The organism is Paenibacillus sp. J31R120 (assembly GCF_056269225.1).
In genome coordinates this window covers 161291-175538 of sequence record NZ_JBWDNN010000004.1, presented here as the reverse complement: position 1 = coordinate 175538, position 14248 = coordinate 161291, and the positions used below count along the sequence as shown (strand labels likewise).

Sequence of the window (14248 nt, the reverse complement as noted above, 5' to 3'; positions counted from 1 at the left end):
TAAATTACTTCCTTACTAATAACACACAGCACTCCACATGTGATGTCTGCGGAAACATATCCACCGGCTGAACCCATTCCAGCTGGTATCCGCTATCCAGCAGCACCTTGCAGTCCTTCGCAAGTGTTGAAGGGTTGCACGACACGTACACAAGCCGCTTCGGCTGCGCTTTCGCAATCGCCTGCAAGAGCGGCAATTCGCAGCCAGTGCGCGGCGGGTCGACGACAACGACGTCCGGACGGACGCCCTGGGCAACCCATTGCGGGAGGAGCTCCTCAGCGCGTCCCTCGAAGAAGCGCGCATTGTCGATACCGCTTGCACGGGCATTATCCCGCGCATCCCCAACGGCCTCCGGGATAACTTCAATACCGCGTACCTCGCGCGCATCCTTCGCCAGCCACATGCCGATCGTGCCTGTGCCACAGTACGCATCGACGACCATTTCCTTGCCTGTCAGTGCAGCTGCTTCCTTCGCCGCGTCATACAGCTTTACCGTCTGATCCGGATTGAGCTGGAAGAATGCTCGCGGCGACAGCGCGAACCTCACATCGCCAAGCGTCTCGTTCAGACGCTCGTCTCCCCATAGCACAGTCGTCCGCTCGCCAAAGATAAGCGGCGACTTGCCTTTATTCACATTCTGCGCGATCGTCTTCACCATCGGCAGCTTCTCGCGAATGCGCTGAACAAGCCTTCTGGCATCAGGGAGGCGATCCACCGCTGTAATCAGGGTCAGCTGAACATGCTCGGAAGCCCGTCCTACCCGTGCCACAATCGTCCGCACCGCTCCCTCACGGGTCCGCTCATTATAGATAGGGATATCCAGCTCGCCAAGTACCGCCTTCGTTCCCTCAATTACTTCATTCACAATAGGGTCCTGCACTTCACAGCCGCTAATATCGACCAATCGATGCGAGCCGGCTGCATACAAGCCGGTCACAATCTCTCCGCCTTGCCGTCCCGCCTGCAGTTGCGCCTTGTTACGATAACCCCAAGGGTTGTCCATGCCCAGAATCGACCTCATGGGCAGCGAAACGATGCCCGCATAGCGCTGGAACGCTTCCCGCACAATCTCTTCCTTAGCCGTAAGCTGCGCCTCGTACGTCATATGCTGAAGCTGGCATCCGCCGCATTCCTCATAAACCGGACATGGGGGCTGCTGGCGATACTGCGACTTCTTCTCAATCTCAGTCACCGAAGCTTGAATATAGCCGCGCTCCGCCTTCGTCACCTGCGCTTTCACCACTTCGCCGGCCAGCGCTCCTTCGATGAAGACCGCCTTCCGCTTGTAATAACCGACGCCTTCGCCATTAATGCCGATGCGCTTGATCGTAACGACAATACGATCTCCCGCTTTCACCTCATCGGCAGACGAATGAGCGTTTAGAGAAGGTGCAGATTTTGTTTTGCTGCCGCTATGCCCCTCATGAAACGCACGCTTTCCTTTGACTCCCGCATCTTTCCGTTGTCTCTCGCCACTATTGCGATCCGCTCTCTTGTCTTCCATTCGTGCCATGATGAATTCGCTCCGTTTCCACACTTGGTACATCCACTATACCATAGCGTAACCCCAATCCCAACGGTAGCATCAGCCAGTTCTCTTGCATCCAACCCGCAACCAAGCTATGTTATGATTAGAGGAACAGATGAACGAGGAGGCCAAGCAACAATGTTTCAACGCAAGAAAAAAGCAGCATCCGGCACGGCGTCTTCCAGCAAGCGCGGACTGTACATGACGCGAATATTTAATGTGCCTAAGGAAGAGCTGTTCGAGCTGTTCACCCAAGGCGAACATATGAAAAATTGGTGGGGGCCGCGAGGATACGAAATGACCATCCTCTCTCAAGAGCTCGTTCCCGGCGGGACCATTCATTATAAGCAGCAATCCCCTGAAGGCAATGTCATGTGGGGCAAATTTGCGTACCGGGAAATCGCGGGGCCTGACAAGCTTGTCTATGCGAATTCTTTTGCAGACGAGAACGGCAAAACGGTCCGAGCCTACTTCAGCAAGGATTGGCCGCTGGAGATTCTGAACACAGTAACCTTCGAAGAGCAAGAGGAGGGGACCACAAAGCTGACCCTGCACGGCCTGCCCGAGGATGCCAAGAAAGCTGAGATGCGCGTATTCGAAGCGCTTCGCGACCATCTAAGGCAAGGCTTCGCCGAGACCTTCGACCTGCTGGACGAATATATTCAGAACCGGTCCAAATAGTGAAAGGCGCTGGCCGCTTGAAGGGAGCTTATCCCTGCACAGCGCCTGCGCCTTTTTATAGCAACTGCTATTCTTCCATTACATATGCGATTAGCAAAGCAGCCGTATTCACGACCGCTTCCTCATGCGTTCGCTCCATGCCGTGAGAAGCATGTACTCCCGGACCCATCAATGCAGCACGAATGTTGCTTCCACCTCTTAAGGCTGCCGATGCATCCGAACCATAATGAGGATAAATATCAACCGCATGAGGAATGTCTTCCCGCTTCGCCAATTCGATAAGACGCGTCGTCATACCGTAATCGTATGGACCCGAGGAGTCCTTCGCACAGATAGACACATCCTTCTCCGTCGCTGACAGATCGTCACCAAGCGCCCCCATATCCAGGGCAAGCAGCTCCGTAATATCCGGCGGAATGTAGGCACAGCCATGTCCAACCTCTTCATAAGTGGAGATGAGCAGTTTTACGGTGTAAGCAGGCGACTTCCCTTCCCTCTTCACCCATTCCAGGAATCCCAACAGCGCCGCTACGCTTGCCTTGTCATCCAGATGGCGGGACTTAATCCAGCCATTCGGCAATAGCCGGGTACGAGGGTCCCACGAGATAAAGTCACCGACAGAAATGCCCAACTTCAGCGTATCTTCTTTGGACGCAACAGATTCGTCAATACGAATTTCCATGTTCGCTTCTTCCCGCTTCATATCGCGGGCATCGCTGTACACATGCACCGAAGGCTTGGTCGTCAGCACCGTTCCTTCATATTGGCGCCCGTCTCTCGTATGAATGGTGCAATATTCGCCTTCCACCGTTCCCATCGCATAACCGCCGACCGGAGTGAACCGGATCATACCATTCGACTTTATCGAACGGACCATAGCCCCTAGCGTATCCACATGCGCGGACACTCCGATGACTTTATCCGTACGCTTGCCCGGAATCGTAATGATGCCCGTTCCTTTCGGTGTCTGCTCCATCGTGTAGCCTAAGCTCTCCACTTCTTTGCGCAATTCATCCATAATCGCCATGCAATAGCCGCTGGGACTTGGAATGCTCAGAAGCCGGCTTAATTGACGAATCATATAGTCCCGATTAAGCTCGGGTTTTAATGCGTTAGACATGATGCTGCACTCCTTTCCTGTAGCTCAAAACCATCATTTTTGATCTTTTCATCTTACCACATCTTCCGAATTGGAAACCAAACTCCTTGCCTGGCCTGCCCTCACAGCCTTCAACCGCCCAAAAACACAATTGATTTCTATCAGAAATCATTCCATATTGACAAAAATAAAATCATTCATTAATCCTATGTATATTTTGTAAAAATTTACCCCTTACATACCACGAATTTACCCCTTCCGCTTGTTCATACTTCGAATCATGATAGGAGTAGCTACACCGCATCTCCACTAAAACTAGGGGCTGGAAGGAGGGGCGAAGCAAGCATCCAATGAACCATTAGCGGGCTGAATGTACTTGCTAGCCAGAGTGATTTTTTCAGAAAAAGAAAACGCTATCACAAATCGCTCCCCATTCAAAACGGACAAGCTTTATCTTCAGTCCAACTTGTGCAATACCGGTACATGATTCCCAACATGCGAATCGATCGCAGCATGTACAACATTGGCTAGCACACACCATGAGTTTCTTCCGCACACGTAAAATTCCCTATTAAACATCGAATGAAACATCGAATCCGACATCATGAAGCAACCCTCATCAGTTCCGCCGCAACACCTGCCAGCGGCTGACACGTCATGCCGCGAGGACAGACTATTACAATGAGGTGATATGGTGTATTTTGCTGCACGCAAGAAAGAATTAAAAATGCTGTTTATCGTATTCCTGGCGTTGGCTATTCTAGTTAGTCCGCTAATGAGCTCTTCATTAGCTTATGCTGAAGATGCGGAAGTACCGGTAACAACTATCCAAGAAGAAGATACTTCTGGGGAGAATCCTGAGAGTATTTCGCCCGACGCTACTACACTGGCAGCCCAAGATCCAACTGCTCCACAAAACTTTAAGATTATAGATATTGGAGCTAGAAGTATCGAAATCGATTGGGACCCTCACTCAACCAATCCAGCAGTTGATATGTGGTTTGCACATAATGATGGTTGGGTAGATTACGCTCAAGCTGATAAAAAAGTTATTGCGAAATTTGAACCAAATACAACCTATAAGGTTTATCTTACTTGGCATGTTCGACCTGGCGATATTACTCACAAAAGTGCTGTGATCGAATTTACAACAACCGAAGATACAAGTGAATACCAAGATCCGCCTACAGGATCACCGTTGGGTTTAAAAACTCTTAATGTGACCGAATCAAGTATTACACTTGGTTGGACAGGTTATCCAGGCGCAGATGAATATCATTATTGGGTCAATGGCGCTTGGACTGGCGGTATCTATAATGGTTCCAATCAATTTACCTATAATTTAAAACCCGAACAAGCACAAGCTGGCACAAATATCGAATTTCTAGTGGCGGGCAAAAATTCGAAAACAGGTATTGAATCGGAGAGAAAAAAATATACCGTTGTCTGGGGAGAGTTAATTGCTCCCAGGGCTGTTCAAGTCGTAACAGCGACACGTTCATCCGTATCCCTCGGCTGGGCTCCAACACCGGCTGCAACCGGATATGATGTTTATCAGGACGATGTGCTGATCGGTACAACAACGGATAATCGATTAGTCGTGACAGGACTTGAAGAAGGCAAATCTTATTCGTACTCCGTTGTAGCTAGTAACAGTCTGTGGAAATCAGAGAAAAGTGAAGCCATAACGGCAGTTCCTGGAAGTAATTACACTAATGTAACCTACTATACTTCCTGGGCTAGATCTGAAACAGCCAGAAATCTTAAACCGGCCGATGTTGACTTTTCGCAATTTACTCATATAAATTATGCTTTCTCCGAACTTTGCTGGAAGAAATATAGCACCCGCGGTGACTGCCAAAATCCGAAAGTACCATTGCAATCTGATTATGTGCATGATGGTGAAATGGTTCTAGGAGATGCGCCTGACCCAAATCCTGAGAACGATTCTCCAGGCTTTGATTTCCTAAACTTCGAAGAGTTTAAGCCTATTAAAGAGGAGAATCCTAATCTGAAGATGCTAATATCAGTGGGTGGTTGGACGATGTCCAAGTACTTCTCTGTTATGGCTGCTGATGAGGTTACTCGTCAAGTATTCGCCAATTCTGTGGTTAAATTTATTAGGGAGTATGGCTTTGAGGGAATTGACATCGACTGGGAATATCCAGTTGAGGGCGGAGAAGAATCGAATACTCGCAGTCCTGAAGATAACATTAATTTCACTAAGCTTATGAAGACTGTTCGCGAAGCTTTAGATGCTGCTGGCAGAGAAGACGGAGAATATTATCTCCTGACTATAGCATCGCTTCAATCGAAGAATTTCATTGCTAATGCCGATCTTCCAAACTCAGTAAAATATTTGGATTTTGTTAATATTATGACGTATGACTTTAGTGGTGATTGGAGCAACCTGGCTCATCATAATTCGCCACTATACTATGACTCTAAGCATCCATCCACTTCTGTAAATGCTCCACGAAACAATGTTCGAGGTGCTGCTGTTGACCATCTGAATGGCGGTGTGCCAAATCACAAGTTAGTTATCGGTATTCCATTCTATGGAAAAGGATGGGCCGGATGTCCAGGAAATGGTGAATATCAATCTTGCGCACCAGTTAAAGAAGGCGGCATACCAAATGGCACATGGGAGAAAGGATTATTCGATTTTTATGACATCCAGGACAATTATCTGACCAATGAGAATTTCGAGCACTTCTGGAATCCTGCTTCCAAAGTTTCTTATGTATACGATAAAAAGACAGGAATGTTTATCACTTATAATGATGAAACAACAATGATGTATACTTCTTCCCTCGTTAAAACACTGGATATTGCAGGAGTTATGACGTGGGATATCAGCAGTGACAAAAACGATACGTTGAATCCTCAATTGGTGAAAAACCTCCCGATTGACGGAAAAGCAAACGAAGCGGCACTGAAAGCACCGCAAAATGCTAAAAAAGTAAGCTCTAGCACAAACTCATTTACTGTACAATGGGATGCCGTTGAAGGCGCAAGCTCTTATGAAATCTTTAACAACTACACTTACGTTAAAACAATCACTGATACCAAAATATCCCTAACAAATCTTGCAGCCAACACGGAGTATACAGTAACCATCTTGGCTGTAAAAAATGCCGATAATAAAATTGCTGAAGTTTCACCGATGAGCAATCCGGTTAAAATCAAGACAGCAGAACTGACAGGTACGCCAGTTGTAACGCCTCCAACGGGTTCCGGAGATACAACTACGGAACTGGATGCCTCCATTACGAAAAACGATGGCAAGTGGGTAATTAACATCCAAGAAGGTATTTCTGTTCAAACGATTAATGGCTCAAAAGAAACTGCTTTTAAATTATCCGTAGACAAAGAAGCCAAATCGATTGAAGTTGAATTGCCTCAAGCAGTAGTAACTGCTCTGGCTGCAAAAGGCGACAACGCTCAATTGTCCATCGTCTGGAACGGTGTAACCTATGTCATTCCGGCACATGCGCTTCCACTCGGCGTTAACCTGCAAATTTCGATCACACCTGCATCTGCAAGTGCTGCAGAAGCTGCAGAGAAACTGGCTAAGGATAGCGGACTGAAGCTTCTAGCTCAACCGCTTGACTTCAAAATTTCGAAGCATACTTCCGATGGCAAGCTTGAAGAAATCACAGACTTTGGCAAACATTCGCTTAGCCGCATCTTTACGCTTGAAGGAGCAGATGTGAATACGGCAAACGCAACGGGCGTTGTGTATGACCCAACTACCAACACATTCCGTCCAGTTCCAACCTTATTCACAAAGCTGTCCAACGGAAAAGTAACAGCTGAGCTGAAGCGCAGCGGCAATAGCATCTATACGATCGTACAATCCAGCATTTCGTACAAGGACGCAACCGCTGCTTGGGCAAAAGATTCCGTAGCCCGCGCTGCAGCCAAGCTTCTGCTTGCAGGCGAGTCTAAAGACACATTCGGCGTTAGCAGCAGCATTACGCGCGCTGAATTTACGTCCATGATCGTCAAAGGTCTTGGTATCCTGCCTGAGAATGGCACAGCTCCATTCCAGGATGTCGCTGCCAATTCCAAGTACGCTGGCGATATCGCTGCTGCGAAGAAGCTGGGCCTGATTCAAGGCAAGTCCGAGACAGCTTTCGATCCAGACAGCACGATCAGCCGTCAAGACATCGCCGTTATTCTGACGAACGTCCTTTCCTACCTGGGCGTGAAGAAAGATGCTGATGCATCGAAGCTGAACGCATTCGCTGACGCTAAAGATATCGCCGCATATGCGAAATCTGCTGTCGCGCTAGCTGTTCAAGAAGGCATTATGATCGGCAAATCCAGCACAACCTTCGATCCGAAAGCTGATCTGACGAAAGCTCAAGCAGCTGTAATCGTCATCCGCATTTTGGAAGCCCACAAGCTGGACAAAGTATAATCGTTTAATAGAAAGGGACGGAACAGGCCTGAGCCTGTACCGTCCCTCTTTTTTCTGTGCCTAGCCTTACATGTTATGCCTGCCCCGCTTGCCTCACTGCCGCTACACCAGCTCCAGCAGCTCTCTCTCCACACACATCGCCACAGCCAGCGTCTTCACATTGTTCTCCCCGAATCGAATGACGATGCTCTCATTATCAGCACGCTCTATGCACCCCACTCCAAATACACGATGTCGCACATTTGCTCCTGCCTCTAGCTCGGCCGGGTCTTTGACAGCGTTGGGATTCGCTTCAGCCTTCACGGGCTCCCTGCTGCTTGTGAAGCTTGTGCTTTTCAGCCTAACGGAATTGCTCCGCGATTCCCCAGCAGCAGATAAGCTGGATTGGCGTTCTGAGACTGCCGTTGCTCGGGTCGATATCCGGCCAGGGTCCATAATATCCTGTACCGCTGACATGAAAGAAGACTCCGTCGCTTGCTCTCCGTCACGCTGTCCATACGTGATCATCTCCAGCGTTTTACGCGCACGTGTCATGCCGACATAGAAGAGTCGGACCGCCTCCTCCATGGCTGGCGAATCTCCGCCTGCTCCCTTCTTACCGTCCTCCGAAGCAGGGATAATCCCTTCGATCAGATCCACCATATAGACATGATCGAACTCCAGTCCTTTGGCGCTGTGGAACGTAGAAAACGTTACGGCGTTTTGACCTTTCCTCGATTTCGCTCCCTTCAGCACTTTTTCCAGATACTTCAGACGAGCCGCGAAGTCGGCCATCGTCTCCAGCCCCTCCGCAATATCCTCCAGCGTATTCAATATACCGATCAGATACTCCTTGCGGAAACCAAGCCGCTCGCATAGCTTCTCTAGTGCCTTCTCATACCCAAGCCGCGTCCGAATGACGCGAATGGCATGCAGAGGCGGCATGCCGTTCATCTCTCGGAACGTCTCTTTCGCCTCTTGCAGCGGCTTGATCTGATAGTCATGAAGCTGTGCGATCGTCAGCAGGTTATCGAAGACAGACTCTCCGTTATCAATCGATTTCAACACGGACATTTGATGCTTGCTAATGTAGCCATTGAATTTCAAGTGGATATTCTCCAAGATATCCGCACGCTTGTCTGTGTAGGACATGCGCATGAAGTTCAATACATCTTCAATCACCCAATGGGAGAAAAAACGATTGTCCGCATCCTTCATATAGAACGGAATACCCGCACGGTCAAATTCATTCATAAGCGCAATTGAAGATGAATTGTTTCGGTAGAGCACAGCAGTCTCTGAGAGCTTCTCGTTCTTCGCTATTTCCCGAACTGCATACTTCGCCTGCTCCCGGTAATCCTGAAGCGTCTTGAAGGTAATAGGCTGATGAGACGCATTATGGGTAAACATCTCTTTATCGTAGCGATTCTTATTGCGCTTGATAAAGGTGTTGGCAGTTGAAACGATTTCAGGCGAGGAACGATAATTTTGCACCATATACAGCGTAACTGCGTCCGGATATACATTCTTGAATTTGAGCAAATAAGTAGGCTCCGCTCCCCGCCAACTGTAGATGGACTGGTCATCATCCGCCACTACGCACAGATTACGATGCGATTTCACCAGCTTTTCGATAATGGCATGCTGCACCATCGATGTATCCTGGCTTTCATCCGTCATGACATAATCATAGCGGCTTTGCAGCTTGCGGAGCATTGCTCCATCCTTCTCAAGCACATCATTGGCTATCGTCAGCATATCGTCAAAGTCAATAAGAAGCTTTGACGTGCCATTGCGCTTGAACAACTCGTATTCGCGCAGGATCTGCTCGGCTTTAGGTACGTCAACCTTGACGCTCGCCCATTGCTCCGGGGGCAGCATCTTGTTCTTTACATAACTGATATAAGTCGTCAGTTCCTCCATCGCATCATCCGTTGCATTTTCGCCGACAACTTCTTTGAACAAATTGCGCAAAATAATCCGTTTGTGAAGTGGCAACGGCTTCTCCGTTCCTTGCGCACCGTCCTCCTCTTCAATCTCCAGAGCTCCTTCGATGATGTCATAAGCGGTTCTCGACTTGTAGAAGTGTGTACGCACAATCTCGAAAGCAAGACTATGAATCGTGGAAAAATCCACGGGTTCCAACAACGGGAAGAAACGCGAGAAACGCTCCTTCATATCTCGCGCGGATGCCCGGCTGAACGTGACCGCCTTGATTCGCGCCGACTCAGCTCCAAGCTCTTCGATTAAATACCCGATTCGCATAATAAGGGTCGTCGTCTTGCCCGAACCAGGCGATGCCAGCAGCAATAACGGCCCTTCCGCTTGCCCTACGGCTTGCTTCTGCACTTCATTTAATCCTACGCCAAGCTCCCCATGCTTGCGCTCCAGGAAACTCTCCAATTTACCCATAACTCCCCGATCCCTTCCGTACAAAAACAATGTGGCTATTATAGCATATTCTAGCTTCCTATCCTCTCAGGAAAGGGTTGGATACGCGGAGCTGGACGGGTCACCATTTGTTTCCATTAGAAAAGCCGCTGTATACACAGGCATTGCCTGCATGGCAGCGGCTCTAGAGCGCAGTCGGCTAGCGCGCAGACTTGACTTCTCTCTTCAAACTTAACCAAGTTGTATCTCCGTGTATATAGCGAGGGATATCTTCAATCTCGGTAGTCTCCAGCAGAACCTTTTGATGGTCTAACAAAACATAGGTAGGTGTACGTTTCATTTCAAAAACTTTCGCATAGCGGTAATTAGGATCATCGTGGTTTAACTGGACAAGTTGCAGTCTTGCTATATGCAAGGATTGGCGGAAAGCCTCGGAATCGAATGGACGGAGCAAAGATTCAGGGAGCGATGATTCTTCTGCGTCCTCATTGTCCCAGAACACATAGACATGATAATATCCGATTTCTTCCGCCGCCATTTCTTGGATTAACTCAGCACCATCCTGCTCATATACGATGGGTATGCACACAAAAATAATCAACAGCAACAGCAGCACCCATCTCTTCATAAGTCACCTCCGCAGGCTCGTCGCAAGATTTACCTCTATAACACGCGAAACAACAAGAAAGTAGCGGAATTTTGTCGAATTATTTTAAAATAATTTACTTAACCCATATGATTAGTCGGAAATATGGGGATCACAACCCGCCACACTACTATCAAGATATTATAAAATTTCTAGAAAAAGTGCAACGAACAACTATTTTCAAGTGTTTATATAGTGGATACCACTCATGCACTTATATACTATTGTCATGAAAGCGGGGCGCGGGGATGAAAACAGAAGAACTTGAAGCGAAATTTGATCATGCCTTTCGTGAAAGTGTCAAGCTTACCCGTTTTGTCCCCGATTCTGAAGAGTCCTGGACACGGCTTCAGAAGAAGCTTGCGAAGAAAACTAACAGCAGGAAGAGCATTTCCATATTCAAAGTGCTACCTTACTTCGCGATTTCCTTTTTACTTGGTGCTTTTTTATTTGGAACTCCAACGATCTCCGATGCCTTCCAGCACGTTGCAACTGTAATTAAACAAGATGTTCTAGGGATCTCTGACAATGAGCCCGCTCATAAGAAAAACATAATCCCCAAAACCGCACCTCCGCCTGACTACAAATCGGGTTACAATTAATTCCCTACTATTTCTTTTTGTTTAGATCCCTTTAATAAAAGTCATATGGCGAAGCATACTTTTTACTTCGTCTTTTTTATCGTCCCTTAAAACCTGCATACTCCATAAATGGAATATTGTCTAATTTTTCTGTAATACATTAACCCCCATATACGGTATAATGGCAGGAGGCATAGACTTACACGATCTTCCAAACTACCGAATTCCATATGCATCCGTAAGGGGGTCGCATTACCTGTGGAAAGCAAGCTGTTCCTTCTGTCAGGCGCTAACTACCACGCGCTTAGCCCGCAGCTTCAAAAGGAGATCTACGAGGAGTTTTATCAATTCGTATATTCTCCAATTATATATATGGTTAAGGATCATGCTGCGACAGAAGATATTATTCAAAATTCATTCATCAAAATTATAGACAGTGTACCGCGCGCCGAGAATGAAGCTCAGCTAAAAAGCTGGCTGAAGGTAGTCGTTCGGAACATGGTCTATAATTATTTTCGAAAAACGAAAAAAAATCGCAACGAGATTGACTCAGAGAGTGTTTATATAAATGAAAGCGCGCCGATGTCCACCGAGATGGCTTCACTGGAGAAGGAAGTAGAGCTGAAGCTTATGACGGAGACGATCAGCCAATGCTTGAATGAGCTGCGGCCGGAGTACAAGGCTTTAATTGAATTAAGATGGAAGAAAGATCTCAGCTACCGGGAGATTGCGACTGAGCTTGAGACGACTGAAGAACGAGTGAAATATAAGTTATACCGGGCAAGAGAAGCGATGAAACGAACCTTTTCCAAGAAGTGGGGTGACTAGGGTGAACAAAGAGGAGTTCGATAAGCTATTCGACCAGGCCTTTGAGGAGAGTGTCCAAAGCCATAATTTCACCCCTGATGCCGGACCCTCCTGGGAAAAACTTCAGCTGCAGCTTGCCAAGAAAAAACGCAGAAGGTCTCAGCTTCGTGCCTTGCCCTATGTGGCAGCTTCGTTTCTTCTAGGTGCGTTTTTGTTCGGCACGCCTACAGCATCAAACGCATTTCAACCATTATTCAAAGCTGTTGTGACCATTAAGGACGACGTTGTGCGAATTATGTTTGGTGAGGATAATGCGTCTAAAACCGTTCCCAAAACACCGCCTCCGCCTGAAGGCGGCCCAATTGTTGAAAATGGTGGAACTAATGTTGTGACGTCTGATGAACACTATCTCTCCAGCAACCCTCAGGATTTAAGATTTACGACATTAGAGGAAGCATCCGAACAGACTGACTTCCCAATACCAGCAATCACTTATATAGCTGAAGGATATCAATTACAACAAGTAATTGTTTTTCAAAACCAGCAAATTCCGCGTATGGTAGCAGTTGAGTATACAGATGATGAGGGAATTAACTATACCATTATCCTTCAAAGATTATTAGAAAACTCTGTATTCCAATCAGGCGGCGGTCCAAATATTAAAATGGAAACATTGAAAATTGGCACTACGGAAACTTATATTTTCACAACGAACGATGGATACATTGCTCAAGAGTTTTTGATGGATGATATACATGTATCTATATCTGGTCCTCTGAGTCATGAAGAAACACTTATTATATCTAAGGAAGTTATTAAAAACATGGCTAATTACAAAAAGAAGGACTAGGTATATTTATACCCAGTCCTTTCTTCTTTTTCATGTGTAATCGAATTATGGAGCCAGCACTGTATCTGAATATGAAACTGCCGTTTCAGTTGTTCCGTTATGCGTCACGAAATGAGTAACTTTCGCTCTATAGTAATATCCGCTTCTTACAGACCTGGTCATATTCCCGGTTGCCATCGTCATATTTTTATATGAATAGGGAGCTGTAGGAATAAGATTAATCCAGCTCGTTCCTGACCATTCCTGCAACTGTATAGTCCCGCCAATCTCAGAGACAGTCGTTTTGGCATTCGTTCCAGCAGTAACTACTGCAATAAGGTTAGATCCAATAGATAAATTTTCAGAAGAAGACTTCAAATACGTATAACCTTCAAAAACAGCCATTGGCTGCACCATCATAGGGGGTGGAGAGGTTTGTGGTACAGTTGCTTCTCCGGCGGCGGCGAGTTGTGGAGCCATGACAAGTACAAGTGCGAGCATTAGACTAATTGCTGTTTTTGAGAAACGTTTGATTTTTACCATCCTAACCATTCCCTTCGTTTGTGTAATATGTTGATAATACTTAAACGAATTAATGATTAATCAGGTTACATTTATTTTTCATAAATTTTCAACATTCGGTTGTTCTATCCTACTGAATGAAAAAAAACGATAACTGATGAACGGTTACCGTTGGGCTGTTTCGTACTATCTGAGTCGCACATTTTGCTTAAATAATCTGCTCGAATCCGTTACTTTTTCTTCATCAACTGCGGCATATCCAGCGCCATCGTTACATTGCACAGCAGGCCTCTTGCGAGAAAATTGGATGTTCTATCACCCGCCTCGGTGATTCCCGCCTGCTGGAAGGCATCGCGTACCAGCGTCTGCACTTGATTCATGCCTACTCGCATCGCCTCGCGCACAACCGGCTCCTGGATCGTCAGCGCCTGCATTTGCAGAAGTATTTCATGGCGGTGAGATTCCATAACTCCTTCATAGGCTCGAATCAAGCTGATCTCCAGTTGTTCCGGGACAGAAGTGTCCGTAATGACCTTCTGGAAAGCCTTTAGGATGCGTTGCCAAGACAGCTCAAGAGCCGCTACGAGCAGTGATTCTTTCGTAAAAAAGCGGTATACATACGGCTGCGAAATATCCGCCTTCTCCGCGACCTGCGCCGTTGTCGCCCGATAATAGCCCAACTCGGCGAAAACCTCAATTGCCGCTGTCACAATGTCATCTCTTCGGTTGGATGCCGTTATGCCACGAACCATAGAATAG

At 47.1% G+C, this 14248-nt stretch carries 11 protein-coding genes; 5 read left to right on the top strand and 6 right to left on the bottom strand.

The genetic code is table 11. From position 1 onward, the window contains the following. Window positions 1-4: 4 nt before the first annotated feature. Entirely contained in the window at window positions 5-1513 is a 1509-nt protein-coding gene (rlmD, locus tag AC0YNW_RS16295) for a 23S rRNA (uracil(1939)-C(5))-methyltransferase RlmD (RefSeq protein WP_475832822.1), read from the bottom strand. Window positions 1514-1666: 153 nt separating this feature from the next. Between rlmD and AC0YNW_RS16290 the strand changes: the two genes are divergently transcribed. Further along, window positions 1667-2209, top strand: coding sequence for an SRPBCC family protein (locus tag AC0YNW_RS16290; RefSeq protein ID WP_475832821.1), 543 nt, complete (start codon window positions 1667-1669; stop codon window positions 2207-2209). Between the two features lie 67 nt (window positions 2210-2276). Here the strand turns inward: AC0YNW_RS16290 and AC0YNW_RS16285 are convergent, their stop codons facing one another. Further along, complete coding sequence (locus AC0YNW_RS16285; protein WP_475832820.1) at window positions 2277-3329, bottom strand: M42 family metallopeptidase; 1053 nt, start codon at window positions 3327-3329, stop codon at window positions 2277-2279. A gap of 670 nt (window positions 3330-3999) precedes the next feature. Between AC0YNW_RS16285 and AC0YNW_RS16280 the strand changes: the two genes are divergently transcribed. Continuing rightward, window positions 4000-7734 (top strand): glycosyl hydrolase family 18 protein, encoded by a 3735-nt coding sequence (locus tag AC0YNW_RS16280; protein ID WP_475832819.1) that lies wholly within the window; start codon window positions 4000-4002, stop codon window positions 7732-7734. A 102-nt stretch (window positions 7735-7836) separates the two neighbouring features. Here the strand turns inward: AC0YNW_RS16280 and AC0YNW_RS16275 are convergent, their stop codons facing one another. Beyond that, window positions 7837-10125: an ATP-dependent helicase gene (locus AC0YNW_RS16275; RefSeq protein ID WP_475832818.1), complete on the bottom strand. Its 2289-nt coding sequence runs from the start codon at window positions 10123-10125 to the stop codon at window positions 7837-7839. A gap of 178 nt (window positions 10126-10303) precedes the next feature. After that, window positions 10304-10732, bottom strand: a complete 429-nt coding sequence (locus AC0YNW_RS16270; protein WP_475832817.1) for a hypothetical protein — start codon at window positions 10730-10732, stop codon at window positions 10304-10306. A 266-nt stretch (window positions 10733-10998) separates the two neighbouring features. On the opposite strand from AC0YNW_RS16270, the gene AC0YNW_RS16265 reads away from it, so the two are divergent. The 3 genes from AC0YNW_RS16265 (at window position 10999) to AC0YNW_RS16255 (ending at window position 12988) form a co-directional block, all read left to right on the top strand. Next, window positions 10999-11352, top strand: coding sequence for a hypothetical protein (locus AC0YNW_RS16265; RefSeq protein WP_475832816.1), 354 nt, complete (start codon window positions 10999-11001; stop codon window positions 11350-11352). A 237-nt stretch (window positions 11353-11589) separates the two neighbouring features. Beyond that, the gene (locus AC0YNW_RS16260) at window positions 11590-12159 is read left to right on the top strand and encodes an RNA polymerase sigma factor (RefSeq protein WP_387470877.1); all 570 of its coding nucleotides are present in this window, start codon (window positions 11590-11592) and stop codon (window positions 12157-12159) included. A gap of 1 nt (window position 12160) precedes the next feature. Continuing rightward, window positions 12161-12988 carry a DUF4367 domain-containing protein gene (locus tag AC0YNW_RS16255; protein WP_475832815.1) on the top strand — a complete coding sequence of 276 codons (828 nt, stop codon included), beginning with the start codon at window positions 12161-12163 and terminating at the stop codon, window positions 12986-12988. Window positions 12989-13033: 45 nt separating this feature from the next. Here AC0YNW_RS16255 and AC0YNW_RS16250 read toward each other — a convergent pair whose 3' ends face one another. Beyond that, entirely contained in the window at window positions 13034-13510 is a 477-nt protein-coding gene (locus AC0YNW_RS16250) for a hypothetical protein (protein ID WP_475832814.1), read from the bottom strand. A 209-nt stretch (window positions 13511-13719) separates the two neighbouring features. Continuing rightward, the gene (locus AC0YNW_RS16245) at window positions 13720-14241 is read right to left on the bottom strand and encodes a TetR/AcrR family transcriptional regulator (protein WP_475832813.1); all 522 of its coding nucleotides are present in this window, start codon (window positions 14239-14241) and stop codon (window positions 13720-13722) included. Between the last annotated feature and the right edge of the window lie 7 nt (window positions 14242-14248).

Bases quoted from the DNA above. Each gene is read 5' to 3' on its own strand.
- AC0YNW_RS16290 (WP_475832821.1), top strand. From the start codon at position 1,667: ATGTTTCAACGCAAGAAAAAAGCAGCATCCGGCACGGCGTCTTCCAGC.
- rlmD (WP_475832822.1), bottom strand. From the start codon at position 1,513: ATGGCACGAATGGAAGACAAGAGAGCGGATCGCAATAGTGGCGAGAGA.
- AC0YNW_RS16280 (WP_475832819.1), top strand. From the start codon at position 4,000: ATGGTGTATTTTGCTGCACGCAAGAAAGAATTAAAAATGCTGTTTATC.
- AC0YNW_RS16275 (WP_475832818.1), bottom strand. From the start codon at position 10,125: ATGGGTAAATTGGAGAGTTTCCTGGAGCGCAAGCATGGGGAGCTTGGC.
- AC0YNW_RS16245 (WP_475832813.1), bottom strand. From the start codon at position 14,241: ATGGTTCGTGGCATAACGGCATCCAACCGAAGAGATGACATTGTGACA.
- AC0YNW_RS16285 (WP_475832820.1), bottom strand. From the start codon at position 3,329: ATGTCTAACGCATTAAAACCCGAGCTTAATCGGGACTATATGATTCGT.
- AC0YNW_RS16265 (WP_475832816.1), top strand. From the start codon at position 10,999: ATGAAAACAGAAGAACTTGAAGCGAAATTTGATCATGCCTTTCGTGAA.
- AC0YNW_RS16250 (WP_475832814.1), bottom strand. From the start codon at position 13,510: ATGGTAAAAATCAAACGTTTCTCAAAAACAGCAATTAGTCTAATGCTC.
- AC0YNW_RS16270 (WP_475832817.1), bottom strand. From the start codon at position 10,732: ATGAAGAGATGGGTGCTGCTGTTGCTGTTGATTATTTTTGTGTGCATA.